This window comes from Caenimonas aquaedulcis, from assembly GCF_015831345.1.
Lineage (GTDB): Bacteria > Pseudomonadota > Gammaproteobacteria > Burkholderiales > Burkholderiaceae_C > Ramlibacter > Ramlibacter aquaedulcis.
This window is the reverse complement of sequence record NZ_JADWYS010000001.1, coordinates 548277-568021: the sequence shown is the minus strand read 5'-3', so window position 1 is coordinate 568021 and position 19745 is coordinate 548277. Positions and strand designations below refer to the sequence as shown.

Below are 19745 nucleotides of genomic sequence, written 5' to 3'. Positions count from 1 at the left end.
CGTCGCCGATCAGCGTGTCGTTGCCGTCGCCGCCAAGAAGGGTGTCGTCCGCGCCCATGCCGCCGAGCACGTCGTTTCCTTCGGAGCCGGTGATGCTGTCAAGGCCCGCGCCGCCGAAAAGCGTGTCGTTGGACGGTGTGCCGGAAAGGACCAGGCCATCGCCCGCGTGGGGAACGAGCTGGCCGAACGTTTTGGGCCCGTCGAAGAAATTGAAGGTCTCGACGTCTTTGACGACGTCCGTGCCGTCACGGCCCGGGAACTGGTCGGCGATGGTGTATTCGTGCGTCGCCGCGTCGTACGTGATGACGTAATCGGCGAAGTTGCCCTGGTAATAGGCCGTGTCCGCAAGTGCGCCACCATCGATGGTGTCGTCGCCTCCCGAACCGATCAAGGTGTCGTTGTCGGCCCCGCCGGCCAGAATGTCATTGCCGCCGGTGCCTGCATAGAAAGCCATCAGTACTCCCCCTGGTCTTTGCAGTCCAGTGTATCCAGGCTGCCAATTCCCGAACCACGTTTGTGGCAACGGCACGACAAGGAGAAAGCCACTATGGACGCGGAGAGCTACCGGAGTGCTGGTAGCGCCGTCAACACGCCGATCATCACGGGCTGGTGCAGCATGTACCACGAGAGGCTCCAGCGACCGAGCCATGCGAGTGGATTCGCGGCCTCCGGAATGGTTCGCGCGAGCGTTTCGCGCCGGTGCGCCAGCAGCCACTGCCCCGCCGCCATGCCCCACCACATGACCCCGAGCCACGGAACGAGGGGTACGTAGTCTTCGGTCACCGGCTTGCGGCTGATGAGCCCGAGCCAATTGAACAGGGGCGCATTGAGGAACTCCAGCGCGGGCCATTGCCCATGGGCCCAGGCGGCGGCCGGCTTCAATGCGATGGCGACGGCGCCCGCCACCCACAGCCAGCGGCCCCAACCGGCACTGCATCGCACAAGAATGAGCATCAGCGCAATGCCGTGCAACACGCCGAAGTAGATGAAGCTTTTCGGGAACATGGCGATCGAGCCCGCGGTGACCAGCAGCGCGCAAGCGGCGATCTGGCCCCAGCGCTTCCAGAACCTTCGCCAGCTTTGTCCCTGCTCCACCGCGACCGCCTGACCGAGGCCCGCGCAGAAGAGGAACAGGCTGACGATCGCCGTGCGCTGCCCCGTCCAGAAGGCGTCCTGGTAAAAATTCTGGTGCAGCCAGCCGATGTGGTTGAGGTCGAAGCAGAAGTGGAACACCGTCATCCAGACGATGGCGATGCCGCGCAATGCGTCGATGGAGTCGAAGCGCGTGGTGAGGGGAGCGGCCATCGCGGCGAGTCTATCCGCGCCGGGCGACGGCGGGGCGCTGGGGCGGTCAGCCCACCCACTTCCTCGCGTTGCGCCAGATCCGCATCCACGGGCTGAGCTCGCTCGTGTCTCCGGAGGTCCAGCTCATCTGGACATTGCGGAACACGCGCTCCGGGTGCGGCATCATGGCCGTGAAGCGGCCGTCGGCCGTGGTCACGGCGGTGAGGCCCCCCGGGCTGCCGTTCGGGTTCAACGGGTATGTCTCCGTCGGCTGGCCGTGGTGGTCGACGAAACGCATCGCCGCGATGGCTTTCGACGGGTCTCCACGATGCGCGAAATTCGCGAAGCCTTCGCCGTGCGCCACCGCGATAGGCAGCCGGCTGCCCGCCATCCCCGCGAAGAACAGGCTGGGCGACTCCAGGACTTCCACCTGCGACAGCCGGGCCTCGTACCGCTCGCTGCGGTTCGTGGTGAAGCGGGGCCAGGCCTGCGCGCCGGGGATGATGTCCGCCAGCTCAGCGACCATCTGGCAGCCGTTGCACACGCCCAGCGCGAAGGTGTCCGCGCGGCCGAAGAAGTGCCTGAACTGCTCCGCCAGCAGCGGGTTGAAGGTGATGCTGCGCGCCCAGCCGATGCCCGCGCCCAGCGTGTCGCCGTAGCTGAAGCCGCCGCAGGCGACGAATCCCTTGTAGTCCTGCAGGCGGGCCCGGCCCGATTGCAGGTCCGTCATGTGGACGTCGTACGCGTCGAAGCCCGCCTCGGTGAAGGTGTAGGCCATCTCGACGTGCGAGTTGACGCCCTGCTCGCGCAGGATCGCGACCCTGGGACGCGACAGGTTGAGGTAGGGCGCGGCGACGTCGTCCTTGGGGTCGAAGGTCGGCGACACCTGCAGGCCCGGGTCCGTGGGGTCGCCCGCCGCGGCATGTTCCGCGTCCGCGCCGGCCGGGTTGTCGCGCTGCTGGGCGATCTTCCAGCTCACGCTGTCCCATACCTGGTGCAAGTCGGACAGCTTCGCGCTGAACACGGCCTTGGTGTCGCGCCACACCTGCACTTCACCCTTGCCCACGTCGATGGACGATGAAGCGAGCCGGGTCTGCCCCACGAAGTGGCTGTGGCGCGAGAGGCCGTGCTCGCGCAGCAACTGCATCACCTCGTTGCGCTCCGCGCTGCGCACCTGCAGCACCACGCCGAGCTCCTCGTTGAAGAGCGCCTTGAGCGTGAGCTCGTCCCGGCGCGGGCCGACCTGCGCCGCCCAGTTCTTCGCGTCGCCGTAGTCGGCGCGGCTGTCGCTGATGCCGTCGCCTTCGGTTACGAGCAGGTCGACGTTGAGTGCCACGCCCACGTGGCCCGCAAAGGCCATCTCGCACGCCGCGGCAAAGAGACCGCCGTCGCTGCGATCGTGATAGGCCAGGATGCGGCCCTGGGCGCGCAGCGCATTGACGGCGTTCACGAGCTTCACCAGGTCCTGCGCTTCGTGCAGGTCCGGCACTTCATCGCCGGACTGGCCCAGCGTCTGCGCGAGGATGCTGCCGCCCATGCGGTTGCACCCGCGGCCGAGGTCGACGAGCACCAGCGTGCTTTCTTCGGCGGCGTCGAGCTGCGGGGTCAGCGTGCCGCGGACATCCTGCAAGGTGGCGAACGCGCTCACGATCAGGCTGACCGGCGACGTGACCTTCTTGCGGTCCCCGCCCTCGCCCCACTGCGTCCGCATCGACAGGCTGTCCTTGCCGACGGGAATGGAAATCCCGAGCGCGGGGCATAGCTCCATGCCGACCGCGCGAACCGTCTCGTACAGCGCGGCGTCTTCACCCTCCTCGCCGCAGGCGGCCATCCAGTTGGCGGACAGCTTCACGCGCGCGAGCTCGATCGGCGCGGCCAGCAGGTTGGTGATGGCTTCCGCGACCGCCATTCGGCCGGAGGCCGGCGCGTCGATCGCGGCGAGCGGCGTGCGCTCGCCCATGCTCATCGCCTCGCCCGCGAAACCCTTGTAGTCGGCGAGCGTGACGGCGCAGTCCGCCACCGGCACCTGCCAGGGCCCGACCATCTGGTCGCGGTGCGTGAGGCCGCCCACGGTGCGGTCGCCGATGGTGATGAGGAAGCGCTTCGATGCCACCGTGGGATGCGCGAGCACCGCGATGGCGGCGTCCTGCAGCTTGACGCCGCCCAGGTCCACCGGCTTGAAATCGCGCTTCACCGTCTTCACGTCCCGATGCATCTTGGGCGGCTTGCCCAGGAGCACGTTCATCGGCATGTCCACCGGTGCGTCTTCCTCGCGCGCGACGACGAGCTGGCGCTCTTCGGTCGCCACGCCCACCACGGAGAACGGGCAGCGCTCGCGCTCGCAGTAAGCCTGGAATCTGGCGAGCGACTCCGGCGCGATCGCCATCACGTAGCGCTCCTGGCTCTCGTTGCACCAGATTTCCTTGGGTGCGAGGCCCGATTCTTCCAGCGGCACCTTGCGCAGGTCGAAGCGCGCGCCGCGGCCGGCGTCGTTCGTCAATTCGGGGAACGCGTTGGACAACCCGCCCGCGCCGACGTCGTGTATCGCGAGGATCGGGTTGGCGGCGCCTTCCGCCCAGCAATGGTTGATGACTTCCTGCGCGCGGCGCTCGATCTCGGGGTTGCCGCGCTGCACGGAATCGAAGTCCAGCTCGGCCGCATTCGCGCCCGTCGCCATGGAGCTTGCCGCCCCGCCGCCCATGCCGATGCGCATACCCGGCCCGCCCAGCTGGATGAGCAAGGTGCCGGCGGGAAACTCGATCTTCTTCGTCTGCTCCGCCGAGATCGTGCCCAGGCCGCCCGCGATCATGATGGGCTTGTGGTAGCCGCGCATCGCGCCGCCGGCTTCGAGCTCGTACTCGCGGAAATAACCGAGCAGGTTGGGCCGTCCGAATTCGTTGTTGAAGGCCGCGCCGCCCAGCGGGCCTTCCGTCATGATCTGCAGGGGGCTCGCGATGTGTTCCGGCTTGCCGCCGGGCTGGTCGGACCAGCCGCCCCAGAGCTTCGACACCGTGAAGCCCGTGAGGCCCGCCTTGGGCTTGGAGCCGCGGCCGGTGGCCCCTTCGTCGCGGATTTCGCCGCCGGCGCCGGTGGACGCGCCCGGGAAAGGCGAGATCGCCGTGGGGTGGTTGTGCGTCTCGACCTTCATCAGCACGTGGTGCAGCGCGTCAGCCTTTTCGTAGCGGGACGCCGACGATTCGGTGGCCAGGAAGCGCTCGACCTGCGAGCCTTCCATCACGGAGGCATTGTCCGAATAGGCGATGACGGTGTGCTGCGGGCTGGTCTGGTGCGTGTGCCGGATCATCCCGAACATGCTGCGTTCCTGCGGCACGCCGTCGATCGTGAACGCGGCGTTGAAGATCTTGTGGCGGCAGTGCTCGCTGTTGGCCTGCGCGAACATCATGAGTTCGACGTCGCTCGGGTTGCGGCCCAGGCCCTGGAACGCCTGCACCAGGTAGTCGATCTCGTCGTCGGCGAGCGCGAGCCCGAACTGCGTGTTCGCGCGTTCGAGCGCTGCGCGGCCGCCCCCCAGCACGTCGACGTGCTCCATCGGCGCGGCTTCGAGTTCGGTGAAGAGTCCATGCGCCTCGGACCGGGCGAACATCGCGCTTTCGGTCATGCGGTCGTGCAGCAACGCGGCGATGGCCCGCAATTGCGCGGGCTCCGGGGATTTCGCGCCGCCCAGCAAGCCCGGCTTCGACGCGACGCGGAATTCGGTGATCCGCTCCACGCGCCTGAGGGCGATGCCGCAGTTGTGCGCGATGTCGGTGGCCTTGGAGGCCCAGGGCGATACGGTGCCGAAACGCGGTGACACGACGATCAGCGCACCGTTTTCGGGCGAATCGGCGGGCTCCCCGTAGCTCAGCAGGGCCGCAAGCCGGTCACGCTCGTCGGCAGAAAGCGCATGGTCGGTGGCCACCAGGTGAATGAAACGGGCCGAAACGCCGCTGACCTTGTCGTGGATCGCCTGCAGGCGTGGGAGAAGTTGCCGGACTCTGAAATCGCTGAGGGCCTTACCGCCCTCGAACTCGGTGATGTGCAGGGACACTGTGAAAGCCTGTTCGCGTCGGGGATCCGGTGGTCGGCGCGCCGCTGACTGGGGCGCGCACGGGGTAGACCCGGATTTTACTTGAGCCCGAACACGCGGCAGATCCGCTGCTGGGCATCCGGCTGCGGCTGGCGCGCGCAGCACTGCCCGAGCAGGGGCAGCCTGGCTTGCACCAGTTCGCGTGTGTACAGGCGGGTATCGGCCCCCGCCCGCAGCAGGGTTTCGATCACCTCGAGCTGCGGCTGCATCAAGCGCTCGACCTCCGGCGTGGGACCGCCCATCACGCAGGAACCGGCGGCGCGGCCGATCGCCGTCGTGCCGTCGGGGCCCAGCCGGTTCGGGTCGGCGCCCTGCGCGAGGAGGAACTTCACCATCTCGACGTCGGGCGCGCTGGAGGCACCCATCAGCGGCGTCGAATAGCTCCCCAGGTGGTTGATGTCCGCGCCCTGCGCGATCTGCCACTGCACCATCGCCTGCCGCTGGGCCTGCGTGCGCACGGCCCGCGCCGTCGTGGTGTAGGCCACGCAGGCCAGCGTGCCCTTGGGAAAGGGCTTCACGTAGGCGGCGACGAAACGCGCGGTGGGCGACTCCGGGTCGACGTAGCAGACCGCCTCGCCGATGCCCCAGTCCCGCTGGGTTTCGTTCGCGATGCTCACGAGGAAGAGCGCGAGATTCGTGTCGGCGTCCGTGCCCGAGGCCGGGTTGCACATCGCGCGGCAAGCCGCCGCGATCTGCCTGTCCAGCCGGGCGCCGAAGCGCCTGCGATCGGAGCGCTCCCAGAGAAAGCGCACCACCTCGAGGCGGCCCGATTCCACGGCATCGTCGAAAGCGGTGTGCGGCTCGCCCGGCACCTGGGTGTTGGATTCGGCATAGAGGTCGGCGCCACCGTCGACGAGCAGCTTCACCATGTCCAGCTGGCCCGAGCGCGCCGCGAGCATCAATGCCGTGATGCGCAGGCGCCGCGCGTAGTTCCCCTCCAGTCCGCGCGTCTTCTCGTCGAAGGTGCCGTTGAGGTTCTTGCGCTGCGCAGCCCAGTTGCGCACCGTCGCCGTGTCGCCGCCCAGCACGGCCTCGTGCAGCGGGCTCATGGTGTCGCCGCACGCCGACAGGGCCAACGCGGCTGCGCACAGGCCGAGCACCGCCCGCGCCCAGGAGGCGCATCGTCGCGTGCGGGTTCGGTCTCGGTTCATGGCTGGGCTCCGGAGGCGCATGGGCGCTGGTATTTTGCCGCGCAGGCGGCCGGGCGGCGCAAGGTGGAATCCCCGCCCCGACGTGCGGGAAGCGGGCGGCTCGGGGATAATTGGGACATGAGCATCACCTACAAGGACACCGACGGCGTACAGGGCATGAAAACGGCGGGCCGCCTCGCCTCCGAAGTGCTGGACTACCTCACGCCGCACATCAAGCCCGGCATCACGACCAAGGAAATCGACCGCCTGGCTGCCGAATGCATGAAGAAGCAGGGCACGACCTCCGCGACCCTGGGCTACCAGCCCCCGGGCTACCCGCCCTACCCCGCGTCGCTGTGCACCTCGGTCAACCACGTGGTGTGCCACGGCATCCCCAACGAAAAGCCGCTCAAGAAGGGCGACATCGTCAACGTGGACGTCACGGTCATCAAGGACGGCTGGTTCGGCGATACGAGCCGGATGTTCATGGTCGGCGAGGTGTCCATCGCCGCGAAGCGCCTCGTCAACCTCACCTACGACGCCATGTGGCACGGGATCATGCACGTGAAGCCGGGCGTCCACCTGGGCGACATCGGCTTCGCCATCCAGAAATTCGCCGAAAGCAACGGCTTCTCGGTGGTGCGCGAATTCTGCGGGCACGGCATCGGCCGCAACTTCCATGAAGAGCCGCAGGTGCTCCACTACGGCAAGCCGGGCACGCTGGAAGAGCTCAAGCCCGGCATGACTTTCACCATCGAGCCGATGATCAACGCGGGCCGCAAGGACGTGAAGGAATTCGGCAACGACGGCTGGACCATCGTGACGAAGGACCACTCGCTGTCCGCCCAGTGGGAGCACACGATCCTGGTCACCGAATCGGGCTATGAAGTCCTGACGCTGTCCGCGGGCAGCCCGCCGCCCCCGCCTTTCGTCAACGCATGAGCGCTCTGGGCGCGCTGACCGAGCGGCGCGATGGCTATCGCGCGCGGCAGGCCGCCCTGCTCTCCACGCTCGCCACGCAAGGCGCCTCCACCCGGGGCATCCGCGCCCTCCTGCAAAAGCTCGCGCGGGAAGCCGACGCCACGCTCAAGGAGCTTTGGGCTCAGGCCGGCCTGCCGCCCGGCTTCGCGCTGATCGCGGTCGGCGGCTACGGCCGCTGCGAACTCTTCCCGCATTCGGATGTCGACGTGCTCGTTCTGATGCCCGACGGCACCCAGCTCGACACGGACGCGGACCTCAAGCGCAAGGTCGAGGCCTTCATCGGCAGCTGCTGGGACACCGGTGTCGAGATCGGCTCCAGCGTGCGGACGCTGTCCGACTGCCTCGCCCAGGCCGAAAACGACGTGACCGTCCAGACCTCGCTGCTCGAGTCGCGCCTGATCGTGGGCGACGCCAGGCTCTTCGCCGGCTTCCAGGAACGCTTCAAGGCCGGGCTCGATCCCAAGGCCTTCTTCGTGGCCAAGACGCTGGAGATGCGCCAGCGCCACACCAAATTCGAGAACACGCCCTACTCGCTGGAGCCCAACTGCAAGGAATCGCCCGGCGGCCTGCGCGACCTGCAGGTGATCCTCTGGGTGGCGCGCGCGGCGGGCCTGGGCACGAGCTGGGATGACCTCGCGCGCACGGGCTTGGCCACCCCATTCGAGGTGCAGCAGATCAAGCGCAACGAGGCGCTGCTGAACCTCATTCGCGCGCGTCTGCACGTCATCGCCAACCGCCGCGAGGACCGCCTGGTGTTCGACCTGCAAACGGCCGTGGCGGAATCCTTCGGGTACAGAAACGAAGTCAATGAGGCCGGCCGCGTCATCTCCCGCTCGAGCGAAGCGTTGATGAAGCGCTTCTACTGGGCGGCGAAGGCAGTCACGCAGCTCAACCAGATCCTGCTGCTGAACATCGAGGAGCGCCTGAACCCGAGCGCGCACGAGCCGCAGCCGATCAACGAGCGCTTCCTCAACAAGGCCGGGATGATCGAGGTCGCGAGCGACGACCTGTACGAGAAGAACCCGCACGCGATCCTGGAAACCTTCCTCGTCTACCAGACCACGGTGGGCGTCAAGGGCCTGTCCGCGCGCACTCTGCGGGCGCTCTACAACGCGCGCAACGTGATGGACGGGAAGTTCCGCAGCGACCCGGCCAACCACGCCACGTTCCGCGCGATGCTGATGCAGCCCGAAGGGATCACGCACGCGCTGCGCCTGATGAACCAGACGTCCGTGCTCGGGCGCTACCTGTGGGTGTTCCGCAAGATCGTGGGGCAGATGCAGCACGACCTGTTCCACGTCTACACGGTGGACCAGCACATCCTCATGGTGCTGCGCAACGTGCGCCGCTTCTTCATCGCGGAGCACGCGCACGAATACCCGTTCTGCTCGCAGCTCGCGGCCGGCTGGGACAAGCCCTACATCCTCTACATCGCGGCCCTGTTCCACGACATCGCCAAGGGGCGCGGCGGCGACCACTCGGAGCTCGGCGCGAAGGAGGTGCGGCAGTTCTGCCGGCAGCATTCGATCGAGGCCGAGGATTGCAGGCTGGTCGAGTTCCTGGTGAAGGAACACCTCACCATGAGCCGCATCGCGCAGAAGGAGGACCTCTCCAACGCCGACATCGTGGGCGCCTTCGCGAAGCGCGTGGGCAACGAGCGCTACCTCACCGCGCTCTACCTGCTCACGGTGGCCGACATCCGCGGCACCAGCCCCAAGGTGTGGAACGCCTGGAAGGGCAAGCTGCTGGAAGACCTGTACCGCTACACCCTGCGCATGCTGGGCGGGCGCGCGCCCGACCGCGACGCGGAGATCGAGGCACGCAAGCGCGAGGCGCTGGTGCAGCTCGCGCTGCACGCGCAGCCCTTCGAGGCGCACAAGCGCCTGTGGGACACGCTGGACGTCGGCTACTTCATGCGGCACGACGCCGGCGAGATCGCCTGGCACACGCGCCAGCTGTCGCGCCACATCATGAAGATGGCAGGCACGGCCGCGGCCGTCACCGGCAAGGCCGTGGTGCGCGCGCGCGTGTCCCCGGTGGGCGAGGGCCTGCAGGTGCTGGTCTACACGCCGGACCAGCCGGACCTCTTCGCGCGCATCTGCGGCTACTTCGACCAGGCGGGCTTCAGCATCCTGGATGCGAAGGTGCATACCGCGAAGAACGGGTATGCGCTCGACACTTTCCAGGTGGTGAGTTCGCTCCTGCCGGAACACAACCGCGAATTGATCAGCATGGTGGAGACGGAGCTCGAACAGACGATCGAGGACGCCGGGCCCCTGCCCAACCCGAGCCGCGGACGGGTGTCCCGCCGCGTGAAAAGCTTCCCCATCGCGCCGCGCGTGCACCTCGCACCCGACGAGAAAGCGCAGCGCTGGTTGCTGTCGATTTCCGCGAGTGACCACGCAGGGCTGTTGTATTCCGTGGCGCGCGTGCTGGCCCGGCACAAGATCAATCTCCTGCTCGCCAAGGTGTCGACGCTGGGTGAACGCGTGGAAGACACCTTCCTCATCGACGGGCCCGAGCTGCAGCAGAACCGCCGGCAGATCGAGATCGAGACCGAGCTGCTCGAAGCACTGGGCGCCTGAGGTCCTAGCTGAAGGCGCTGCGGCGCCAGCTGTGCAGCTTGCCCTTGTAGGCGCCGCCCCCGGGCAGGGAGCGTATCGGCTGCTCCGAGTGCGAATAGCCGAGCGTTGCCATGCTCCGCCCGAAACGCGACTGGTTGCCCCGGCCCGGGTCCGCGATCACCACTTCGACGGACATCGCGGAATGCCGGTCGATGAAGTGGGAAAGCGACACCGGATGCTCACGGTCGTACAGGACATCGCTGCCGATGATCAGGTCGAAGCGGCCCAGGCCCGGGTTCTGTCCCGTCCAGTCGCCCCGCAGGTACTTCATGGGAGCGAGGCCGTTCAGGCGCAGGTTCTCGGCGAGGAACGCGGCAGCCAGGGGATGGCAGTCGCTCGCGGTCACGTCGCCGCCGCGCCGGTGCACGACCAGGCTTGCGAGGCCCAGCCCGCAACCGACTTCCAGGACGCGCAGGCCGTCGAGCTCGAAGGTCTGCATGGCATGCGCGAGCACACGGCCCGAGGGCCACAGCATCCCGAACAGGGGCCATTGCGCCGGGGGAACGCCGGCACGTTCCGCTTCGCCCAGCGGGTCGTGGAATTGCTGGCGGTCCAGCAGGGAGCGAAGCTTCAGGTCATCGCCGGTGCCTGCGATGGTTTCGAATTTGACCTGGTAGCCCGGCGCGGAAGGCGCGGGCAGCGTAGCGGACGGCATGAGGAAAAACTTCCTGCGTGCGCCACGCGATGGGGAGCGGGCCACGGCGGGCCCTGTGGGGGGGAGTCTACGCCCTGCGCTGCTGCTCAGTCATCCTCGTTCGCATCGAGGCCGGGGAACAGCACGTCCGTATAGCCGAACTTCGTGAAATCGCGGATGCGCATCGGGTACAGCGTGCCGATCAGGTGGTCGCACTCGTGCTGCACCACGCGCGCGTGGAATCCGTCGACCGTGCGGTCGATCGGGTCGCCGTAGGGATCGAAGCCGGTGTAGCGGATGCGCGACCATCGCGGCACGACGCCGCGCAGGCCCGGCACCGAGAGGCAACCCTCCCATCCGTCCTCTTGCTCGTGGCCCACCGGCGTGATCGCAGGGTTGAGCAGCACGGTGCGCGGTACGGGTGGCGCGTCGGGATACCGGGGATTGGGGGCGTCCGTGCCGAAGATCACCAGCTGCAGGTCGACGCCGATCTGCGGCGCCGCGAGACCCGCACCGTTGACGGCCTGCATGGTGTCGAACATGTCCGCGACCAGCAGGTGGATGGCGTCGGTGTCGAACTCGCGCACCGGCTGCGCGACGCGCAACAGGCGGGGGTCGCCCATCTTGAGGATTTCATGGACCGTCAATGATCATCTCCGTAGTGATAGAGGCAGGCCAACACGACCAGGTCATTGCCGTCCACGCGGTAGACAAGCCGATGCCGCTCGTTGATGCGCCGCGACCAGCATCCCGCGAGCTGGTGCTTCAACGGCTCCGGCTTGCCGATCCCGCCGAAGGGATCCCGCGCCGCGACGTCGATCAGGTCCATGGCACGCGTGAACAGTTTGCGGTCGAGGGCCATGAGTTCCTGGAATTGCTTCCAGCCGGTCTTGCTGAATGCGATCTGCAGCGCTGGCATCAACCACGCCGCAAGGCGTCCCATTCCTTCGCGGACACCTTGCGAACCTTGCCTGTGCGCGCTTCATCCATCGATCGATTGAGTTGCCGCGCGTTGGCCGGACTGGCCAGCAAATAAGCAGTTTCTTCCCAGGACTGGAAATCCTCGAGCGACATCATCACGACCGCCTTGCCGTTCTGGCGGGTGATGATGACCGGTTCGTGGTCCTCGATGGTCTTGTCCATCGTTGCGGCCAGGTTGTTGCGCGCGTGGGTGTAGGTGACTGCGTCCATGGAATCATTGTACAGAAATGAGGACACATGTAGGAAGACGCTAGAGGGCCTTTATCCATTGGTCTTCAGCTACGACCACTAGCGGTGCCCCACCTTCCTTCAGCTGCATTGCAGCATTAATTTTCGTCCCAAATGAAGAATACTTCCACTCGCGGCTAGACAGTTCTCCGATTACCAGGTAATTCAGCCTTTTGTTGATGCCGGTTACGAAACCGCCTCTCGCTTGCACGGCCTTTTCACAGGCACTTCGAGTGCCAAACAGAAAGCTGCCCGTGAAGCAGAACGCGGCATTCGGAATGACAACCGAGGCATTGCTCTCGATAGGTAGCGAAGTGGCCTCAGCCGGTATCGCGCCGTCCTCCGAAAAGGCGCCACCAACCAAATCTGCCAAAGTCTGCTTGAGATACGCGATCTCGCTCGCCTCAATCACCCCATCGGATAGCACTTCCCGAACTCGCATATGCACTACTTGACCTGGCCATGTTGTCGCCAACTCAGGATGCTCCGAAAGCCAAGTTGACAGAAATTGAATCTCTTTGGCATTCAATTCGCCATCCGCGATCAGACCTGCAGCAATGCCCAGTAGTGACTCGCAGCTTCTGCGAAGCAAACGGCTGTCAGTAGCAATCTTGACGGATATAGCCCTATCCATCTAGCACTCCCGAGGCGCGCAGCAGATTCAAAAACTCTACTTCAGTGATGACCTGGATGCCAAGTTTTTGCGCGTCTGCTAATTTACTGCCCGCGCCCGGCCCCGCGATGACAAGGCTCGTCTTCTTGGATACGGAGCCTGTAGCCTTGGCGCCTGCGAGTTCCGCCAACTCCTTTGCGTGCTCGCGCGAGATTTCCTCCAAAGATCCCGTGATCACCACGGTCTTTCCTGCCAAGGGTCGCGAGGAGTCATGCGCAGTCGCATTGGGCTCATCGGCAGCCGACCAATGGATACCTAACCTGTTCACCTGCGCCAACACCGCGACCCAACGCTCCTGTGTGAGTTCTGCTGCAAGTTGGGCCTCAGGATTGCCGGGCTGAAGCGCCGCCTGCCCGACCGCTTCGACAAGTCCACTCGGACTTCCATACTTCGCGGCGATCCTTTTGAGAGTGGAGACGCCCAGCCCCTTTATCTGCAACGCTGCCAGCAGTCGAAAAAAGTCTAGCGATCTAACTCGTTCCGATTCAGAGGGGAGCGTCGGCTCTAGATCGCGGCCCAGCTTCCCAATCACAATTTGGTTGTGCCGCTCAGATAGGAATTTGCGGATAGCCCCCGCCGTCTTCTCACCCAAATTCTCCACTAGCAGCAGCGTATCAATGGAAGCGCCAAGCAATTCGTCCAACGAGCCAAAAAATCTGGCTAGGTCCTTCGCAGTGGTTTCTCCAACGTGACGAATTCCCAATCCAAAAATCAGGCGTGCGAGGGGCTGAGTCCTAGAATTCTCTACCGAACGCATGAGTTTTGCAGCCAGATCCTTTTGGATGCGAACCACCTTCTTGCGTTCGACTCCATCTTTATACGCATGAGCCTCCTCCCGGAGCACAAGACCTGTGAGCTTTGTTTCGGACAGGTTTTCGTAGAAGTCCGCGACAGTCCTCAACAACCCCAACTCTGCGAAACGCTCGATAAGCTCTTCTCCAAATCCTTCAATATCCATTGCTCTGCGGCTGGCAAAATGTATGAGAGCCTGATTTCTTTGAGCAGCGCACACTAGGCCCCCACTGCAGCGGTGGTCTGCCTCGCCGGCCTCTCGTACTACTGTGCTTCTACAAACGGGACAGAGGGGCGGCATCGAAAATGGTTCGCCTCGCAACGTTGCGCCTTTAGGATTTGCGTTGGGATTGAATTCAAGGACAACGCTCACCACTTCGGGGATGACGTCGCCGGCGCGACGCACGATCACCGTGTCGCCGATGCGCACATCCTTGCGGCGCGCCTCGTCCTCGTTGTGCAGCGTGGCGTTCGTCACTGTCACGCCGCCCACGAACACGGGCGCGAGGCGCGCCACCGGCGTGAGCTTGCCCGTGCGCCCGACCTGCACGTAGATGTCCTCGACTGTCGTCTGCTGCTCCTGCGCCGGGTACTTGTGCGCCACCGCCCAGCGCGGCTCGCGCGTGACGAAGCCCAGGCGCTGCTGCAGGGCCAGGCTGTTGACCTTGTAGACCACGCCATCGATGTCGAACGGGAGGCTGTCGCGTTCGGCGCCCACCGACTGGTGATAGGCGACGAGTTCTTCCGCGCCGGTCGCGACCTGCGTGCGCGGCGATACCGGGAAGCCCCAGGAGCGCAGCGTGAGCAGTGTCTCGAAGTGCGTCGTGAAGGCCGGGCCGCCTTCGCTGGCGGGAGTGATCTCGCCCCAGCCGTACGCGAAGAAGCTCAGGGGGCGCTGCCGCGCGATTGCCGGGTCCAGCTGGCGAACCGCACCGGCCGCCGCGTTGCGCGGGTTCACGAAGGTCTTCTCGCCCTTGGCGCCCTGCGCGATTTTCTCGCGCTGCAGCTCGTTGAGTTTCTCGAAATCGTCGCGGCGCATGTACACCTCGCCGCGCACTTCCAGCACCGGCGGCACATCGGGGGGCAGCCGCAGCGGCACCTGACCCACGGTGCGGATGTTCTGCGTGACGTCCTCTCCCACCTCACCGTCGCCGCGTGTCGCTGCCTGCACGAGCACGCCGTCTTCGTAGCGCAGGTTGATCGCGAGACCGTCGAATTTCAGTTCCGCCACATATTCGACGGGCGGATCGGCCTCGGACAGCGCCAGTTCGCGCCGCACGCGGGCGTCGAAGTTCCGCGCGCCGGTGGCCTCGATGTCGGTTTCCGTGCGGATGGACAGCATCGGCACGCGATGCCGGACCTTCGCGAAGCCTTCCAGGAGCTTGCCGCCCACGCGCTGCGTCGGCGAATCGGGCGTCAGGAGTTCGGGATACGCTTCTTCCAGCGACTGCAATTCGCGAAACAGCTTGTCGTACTCGGCGTCCGGGAGCTCCGGATCGTCCAGGACGTAATAGCGATGCGCATGATGGTGCAGCAGCGCGCGCAAGGCGGCGGCACGTTCCTGGATCGATGGGGAGGCTGGCATGACGTGAGGTTAACGCGGCGCGAGCGCCGCCGTGTCACGAGAAGAGCCGGCGGGCGAGCGGTGAGCCCGCTGCGATGTCGCGCGCTTCCAGCGTGTCGTAGAGCTGCTCGAGGTCGGCGCCGATGACGTCCAGCGCCTCCGCGCGGATCACCTGCCCGTTGTCGTCGGTGATGCTGCCTTCCATGGACGCGGCGAGCGTGATGGCGGTGTCGCGCATGCGCACGAAGGGCTGCTCGGCGCGGTCGACCTGCGGAACGTCCAGGCTGAGCGTGACTTCGCGCAGCGCCGACTGCGCCGGGTCGTCGGCCATGGCGGCCTGGGTGTCGTAGGCCAAGCCCAGCACGGCCGGGGCGCCGGGCGTGGCGGCAGGCAGCACCATGCGGCCCGGGATGGCGCCGGGCACGAAGCCCAGCCGCGCGGCGTTCTGCTGCAGGTAGCCGGGGCTCCACGCGGTGTTCTTCGCGCGCAGGGTGAAGCTCAGCTGGGCGTCGTGGGCGCTGGCGAACTGGTCGAGCTCCCGTGCGCGCGCGACTTCGTCCAGCATCTCCGGAAAATCCGGCGAGCCGTTGATCGCGTCCGCGAAAGCCTGCGCCTTCGACACGAACTCCGAATACTCGATCTCGTTCAGGGCGCCCGTGCGGTTGGCCAGCTGCACGCCCGCCTGGAAGGCCGTATAGCGCTGGCCCGCCATCGGCGTCTCCCAATTCAGCGTGGCCTCGTTCTGGCCTTCCACGGCAAACGGTTTGCTGCCGGCGCGCCGGGTGGGCGGCATGGCGGCCAGCGCGGCCTCGCCCGACACGGGCGCCTCCACGCTGATGGCCGCGAGCACGTCGATCAGCGCGTCCAGTCCCGGCCGCTTCTCCGTGAGGTTGGGGGGTGCGGCGAGCGGGTCGAAGTCGGTGACGGGCTGGACGGACACCGTGCTGTCCGTCGGGTCCATGCGCATCGCTTCTGGCTGGCGCGGCGTGTTGCGCCGCGTGGTCCAGGCGTTCCACGCGACCAGCACCACCAGGATCAGCCCGCCGATGAGGGCCAGGCCCAGGGTGAATCCACTCATCGGCAAACCTCCGCGCCACGCGCTGCGGAATGCGCCTCGGGGACGGCCCGGCGGCTCATGCCGCTTCGGCCATGGAGACGGCCGACTCCATGTCTACCGCCACGATGCGCGAGACGCCCTGCTCCTGCATGGTCACGCCGATGAGCTGCTCGGCCATCTCCATCGCGATCTTGTTGTGGCTGATGAAGAGGAACTGCGTTTCCTTGCTCATCGCGGACACGAGCTTGGCGTAGCGTTCCGTGTTGGCGTCGTCCAGCGGCGCGTCCACCTCGTCCAGCAGGCAGAACGGCGCGGGGTTGAGCTGGAAGATCGCGAACACGAGCGCGATCGCCGTGAGCGCCTTTTCGCCGCCGGAGAGCAAGTGGATCGTCTGGTTCTTCTTGCCGGGCGGCTGCGCCATCACCTGCACGCCGGAATCGAGGATCTCGTCGCCCGTCATCACCAGGCGCGCATTGCCGCCGCCGAAGAGCTCGGGGAACATCTTGCCGAAGTGCTCGTTGACGGTGTTGAAGGTGCCGGCGAGCAGCTCGCGCGTTTCGCCGTCGATCTTCTTGATGGCGTCTTCCAGCGTCACCATGGCTTCATTGAGGTCGGCCGACTGCGCGTCCAGGAACTGCTTGCGCTCGCGGGCCGTCGTGAGCTCGTCGAGCGCGGCGAGGTTCACCGCGCCCAGCGCCGCGATCTCCCGATGGAGCCGGTCGATGTCGCCCTGCATGCCGCCCAGGCGCACCTTGCCTTCTTCCACGGACTTCGCGATGGCTTCCAGGTCGGCTTGCGCGTCGGTCAGCAGCTGCGTGTACTGCTCGAAGCCCAGGCGCGCGGCCTGCTCCTTGAGCTGGAACTCGGTGATGCGCTGGCGCAGCGGGTCGAGTTCGCGCTCGAGCTGCAGGCGGCGTTCGTCGCTCGCGCGCAGCTTGGCGGTGAGGTCGTCGTATTCGCTGCGCTTGGCGCCCAGCAACTGCTCGCGCTCCAGCTTGAGCGACAGGGCGGTCTGCAGGCCCGCCTGCGCCGCCGCGTCGGTCAGGCGCGAGAGTTCTTCCTTCGCGCGCTCTTCCTCGGCCGCGAGCGATTGCGCCTGCTGCGCGGCAGTTTCGATGGCGCGCTGCAATTCCAGCTTGCGCGCCTCGACCGAGCGCTGGGAAAACTGCGCCTCCTGCGCCTGGCGCTCCAGGCTGCGATGCTGTTCGCGGCACTCCGCCACCTTGCGCTCGGCCTCGATCACGCGTTCGTCCAGTTGCGCATGGCGCTCCTGGCTGTCGGCCAGCTGCATGTCCAGCTCTTCGAAGCGCGCTTCGGCGGTGACGCGGCGCTCCTGCAATTCCTCCAGCAGCGCATCGACCTCGGCGAGATCTCCCGCGATCTGTTCACTGCGCGCGCGGGTCTGCTCGGCAAGCTGGGTGAGGCGCAGGGTCTCAACCTGCAGTTCGTGCGCGCGGGTTTGCGTTTCCGCGGCTTCGCGCCGCACGCTGACGAGGCGCTGCGATGCCTCGGTATAAGCCGCCTCGGCGCGCACGAGCGCGGAGCGGGCTTCCTCGGCGATCAGCGACTGCGCGCGCAACTGCTTCTCGAGGTTCTCGATCTCCTGCTGGCGGGCGAGCAGGCCGGCCTGTTCGGAATCCTGCGCGTAGAAGCTCGCGCTGTGCGCGGTGACGGCATGGCCGCTTTTCACGTAGATCGCTTCGCCGGGCTGCAGCTTGTCGCGGGCGGCCAGCGCCTCCTCGAAGCTGGAGGCGGTGTAGCACCCGTGCAGCCAGTCGGCCAGCAGGGCCTTCTGGCCCGCGTCGTTCAGGCGCAGCAGATCGGACAGGCGCGGCAACGCCGATGTGCCCTCGGGCACGGCGGCCTGCGGCGGGCTGTAGAAAGCGAGCTTGGCGGGCGGCGCATCGGCGCCGAAGGCGCGCACCATGTCCAGCCGGGAGACCTCGAGGGAATTCATGCGCTCCCGCAACGCGCCTTCCAGGGCGTTCTCCCAGCCCTGTTCGATGTGGATGCGGCTCCACAGGCCCTGCAGCCCGGCGAGCCCGTGCTTTTCCAGCCAGGGCTTGAGCTTGCCGTCGGTGCGGACTTTCTCCTGCAGCGCCTTGAGCGCTCCCATGCGGGCCGACAGGTCGGACTGCTTGTGGCTCTCGCTGTTGACGGACTGCTGCTTTTCGCGGCGGTCCTCGTCCAGCTGCGGGACCTGTTCCTGCAATTCGTGCAGGCGGGCGTCCGCTGTTTCGGCGGCTTCCTGCGCGGCGGCCAGCTGCGCCTGGAGGTTGGTCAGGCGCACTTCGTCGGGCGCCGCCAGCGCGTTGCGGTCCGTCACCAGCTTTTCGCGCCGCTGGTTCAGTTGGCGCGATTGCTCCTCGATGTTGCGCTGGTCGGCGGCCAGCACCTGGATCTGCTGCTGCACCTGCGCGACGCTGCCGCGCTGCTCGGCGGCCTTCGCCTGGGCTTGCCGCAGTGCTTCCTCCAGGTCCGGCATCTGCTGGTCCTGCTCCTCGACCTGCGCGGCCAGTAACGCCGCCTTCTCCTCGGCGTCGATGGCTTGCGCCCCGAGCGATTCGATCTCGGCGAGCGCGTCGTCCTTCCGGGCCGCCCACTGCGCCGCCTGCTCCTTCAGCTGGACGAGGCGCTGTTCCACGCGCGAACGCCCCTCGACGACGAAGCGGATCTCCGCTTCCAGCCGGCCGACTTCGGCGCTGGCTTCGTAGAGCTCCCCCTGCGCCTGGTTCACATGGTCGCCGGCGGCGTAGTGCGCCTGGCGGATCGTTTCCAGTTCGCTTTCGATGTGGCGCAAGTCGGCCACGCGCGATTCGAGGTCGTTCACCGATTTCTCGGCGTCGGCCTTCACCTTCGCCTGGTCGGCTTCGCTCTCGGCGCGTTTCAGGAACCACTGCTGGTGCTGCTTGAGCGTGACTTCGCCCTGCAGCGCGTTGTACTGCTGCGCGACCTCGGCCTGCTTTTCCAGCTTGTCGAGGTTGCTGTTGAGCTCGCGCAGGATGTCCTCGACACGCGTGAGGTTCTCGCGCGTGTCCGACAGGCGGTTTTCCGTCTCCCGGCGGCGCTCCTTGTACTTGGAGACGCCCGCGGCTTCCTCCAGGAACAGGCGCAGTTCCTCGGGCTTGGATTCGATGATGCGGCTGATCGTGCCCTGCCCGATGATGGCGTAGGCGCGCGGGCCGAGGCCGGTGCCGAGGAACACGTCCTGCACGTCGCGGCGGCGCACCGGCTGGTTGTTGATGTAGTAGCTGGACGTGCCGTCGCGCGTCAGCACGCGCTTGACGGCGATCTCCGCGAACTGCGCCCACTGGCCGCCCGCGCGGTGGTCCGCGTTGTCGAAGACGAGTTCCACCGACGAGCGCGAAGCCGGCTTGCGGTTGTTCGTGCCGTTGAAGATCACGTCCTGCATGGACTCGCCGCGCAGTTCGCTCGCGCGCGATTCGCCGAGCACCCAGCGCACGGCGTCCATGATGTTGGACTTGCCGCAGCCGTTGGGCCCGACGACCCCGACCAGTTGGCCGGGCAACATGAAGTTGGTGGGTTCCGCGAAAGACTTGAACCCGGATAACTTGATGGAATTGAGACGCACGGCCCTGCCCGAAGAAGCTGACTGTTGTGGCCCTTCCCCGGGGGGGAACGGCGAGTGGCTGGGATGATACCGTGCCCCGCCGGGCCGGCCGCGCCCCCGGCCTGCCTAGAATGGCGGG

General features: G+C 66.6%; 14 protein-coding genes. 2 read left to right on the top strand and 12 right to left on the bottom strand.

The features are described 5' to 3' along the window. The 4 genes from I5803_RS02580 to I5803_RS02565 form a co-directional block, all read right to left on the bottom strand. The coding region (locus I5803_RS02580) for a calcium-binding protein (protein ID WP_435520836.1) at window positions 1-454 on the bottom strand (454 nt) is incomplete at its 3' end. Between the two features lie 107 nt (window positions 455-561). Continuing rightward, a complete protein-coding gene (locus I5803_RS02575) occupies window positions 562-1305 on the bottom strand; it encodes an acetyltransferase domain-containing protein (RefSeq protein WP_196984857.1) in 744 nt (247 codons plus the stop codon). 46 nt (window positions 1306-1351) lie between these two features. Next, window positions 1352-5332 carry a phosphoribosylformylglycinamidine synthase gene (gene purL, locus I5803_RS02570; protein ID WP_196984856.1) on the bottom strand — a complete coding sequence of 1327 codons (3981 nt, stop codon included), beginning with the start codon at window positions 5330-5332 and terminating at the stop codon, window positions 1352-1354. A gap of 77 nt (window positions 5333-5409) precedes the next feature. Then, window positions 5410-6522 (bottom strand): ankyrin repeat domain-containing protein, encoded by a 1113-nt coding sequence (locus tag I5803_RS02565; RefSeq protein WP_196984855.1) that lies wholly within the window; start codon window positions 6520-6522, stop codon window positions 5410-5412. A gap of 117 nt (window positions 6523-6639) precedes the next feature. Here I5803_RS02565 and map point away from each other — a divergent pair, with 117 nt between their 5' ends. Beyond that, window positions 6640-7443 carry a type I methionyl aminopeptidase gene (gene map / locus I5803_RS02560; RefSeq protein ID WP_196984854.1) on the top strand — a complete coding sequence of 268 codons (804 nt, stop codon included), beginning with the start codon at window positions 6640-6642 and terminating at the stop codon, window positions 7441-7443. Continuing rightward, the gene (locus I5803_RS02555) at window positions 7440-10067 is read left to right on the top strand and encodes a [protein-PII] uridylyltransferase (RefSeq protein ID WP_196984853.1); all 2628 of its coding nucleotides are present in this window, start codon (window positions 7440-7442) and stop codon (window positions 10065-10067) included. Before map ends, I5803_RS02555 begins: the two co-directional genes overlap by 4 nt. A 4-nt stretch (window positions 10068-10071) precedes the next feature. Here I5803_RS02555 and I5803_RS02550 read toward each other — a convergent pair whose 3' ends face one another. From I5803_RS02550 to smc, 8 genes are all read right to left on the bottom strand, one after another. Next, on the bottom strand, window positions 10072-10761 hold the full coding sequence (locus I5803_RS02550) for a class I SAM-dependent methyltransferase (protein WP_196984852.1): 690 nt from the start codon (window positions 10759-10761) through the stop codon (window positions 10072-10074). An 86-nt stretch (window positions 10762-10847) separates the two neighbouring features. Next, complete coding sequence (def, locus tag I5803_RS02545) at window positions 10848-11387, bottom strand: peptide deformylase (protein WP_196984851.1); 540 nt, start codon at window positions 11385-11387, stop codon at window positions 10848-10850. After that, window positions 11384-11659, bottom strand: coding sequence for a Txe/YoeB family addiction module toxin (locus I5803_RS02540; RefSeq protein ID WP_196984850.1), 276 nt, complete (start codon window positions 11657-11659; stop codon window positions 11384-11386). The genes def and I5803_RS02540 overlap by 4 nt, the downstream gene beginning before the upstream one ends. Beyond that, window positions 11659-11931 carry a type II toxin-antitoxin system Phd/YefM family antitoxin gene (locus tag I5803_RS02535; protein WP_196984849.1) on the bottom strand — a complete coding sequence of 91 codons (273 nt, stop codon included), beginning with the start codon at window positions 11929-11931 and terminating at the stop codon, window positions 11659-11661. Before I5803_RS02535 ends, I5803_RS02540 begins: the two co-directional genes overlap by 1 nt. 40 nt (window positions 11932-11971) lie before the next feature. Then, entirely contained in the window at window positions 11972-12478 is a 507-nt protein-coding gene (locus I5803_RS02530; RefSeq protein ID WP_196984848.1) for a BRCT domain-containing protein, read from the bottom strand. A 97-nt stretch (window positions 12479-12575) separates the two neighbouring features. Continuing rightward, window positions 12576-14999, bottom strand: a complete 2424-nt coding sequence (ligA, locus tag I5803_RS02525) for an NAD-dependent DNA ligase LigA (protein WP_196984847.1) — start codon at window positions 14997-14999, stop codon at window positions 12576-12578. 34 nt (window positions 15000-15033) lie between these two features. Next, on the bottom strand, window positions 15034-16056 hold the full coding sequence (locus I5803_RS02520) for a cell division protein ZipA C-terminal FtsZ-binding domain-containing protein (protein ID WP_196984846.1): 1023 nt from the start codon (window positions 16054-16056) through the stop codon (window positions 15034-15036). A gap of 55 nt (window positions 16057-16111) precedes the next feature. Next, the gene (gene smc / locus I5803_RS02515; RefSeq protein WP_196984845.1) at window positions 16112-19627 is read right to left on the bottom strand and encodes a chromosome segregation protein SMC; all 3516 of its coding nucleotides are present in this window, start codon (window positions 19625-19627) and stop codon (window positions 16112-16114) included. Between the last annotated feature and the right edge of the window lie 118 nt (window positions 19628-19745).

Bases quoted from the DNA above. Each gene is read 5' to 3' on its own strand.
- I5803_RS02575 (WP_196984857.1), bottom strand. From the start codon at position 1,305: ATGGCCGCTCCCCTCACCACGCGCTTCGACTCCATCGACGCATTGCGC.
- I5803_RS02565 (WP_196984855.1), bottom strand. From the start codon at position 6,522: ATGAACCGAGACCGAACCCGCACGCGACGATGCGCCTCCTGGGCGCGG.
- map (WP_196984854.1), top strand. From the start codon at position 6,640: ATGAGCATCACCTACAAGGACACCGACGGCGTACAGGGCATGAAAACG.
- I5803_RS02555 (WP_196984853.1), top strand. From the start codon at position 7,440: ATGAGCGCTCTGGGCGCGCTGACCGAGCGGCGCGATGGCTATCGCGCG.
- I5803_RS02550 (WP_196984852.1), bottom strand. From the start codon at position 10,761: ATGCCGTCCGCTACGCTGCCCGCGCCTTCCGCGCCGGGCTACCAGGTC.
- I5803_RS02540 (WP_196984850.1), bottom strand. From the start codon at position 11,659: ATGCCAGCGCTGCAGATCGCATTCAGCAAGACCGGCTGGAAGCAATTC.
- I5803_RS02535 (WP_196984849.1), bottom strand. From the start codon at position 11,931: ATGGACGCAGTCACCTACACCCACGCGCGCAACAACCTGGCCGCAACG.
- ligA (WP_196984847.1), bottom strand. From the start codon at position 14,999: ATGCCAGCCTCCCCATCGATCCAGGAACGTGCCGCCGCCTTGCGCGCG.
- I5803_RS02520 (WP_196984846.1), bottom strand. From the start codon at position 16,056: ATGAGTGGATTCACCCTGGGCCTGGCCCTCATCGGCGGGCTGATCCTG.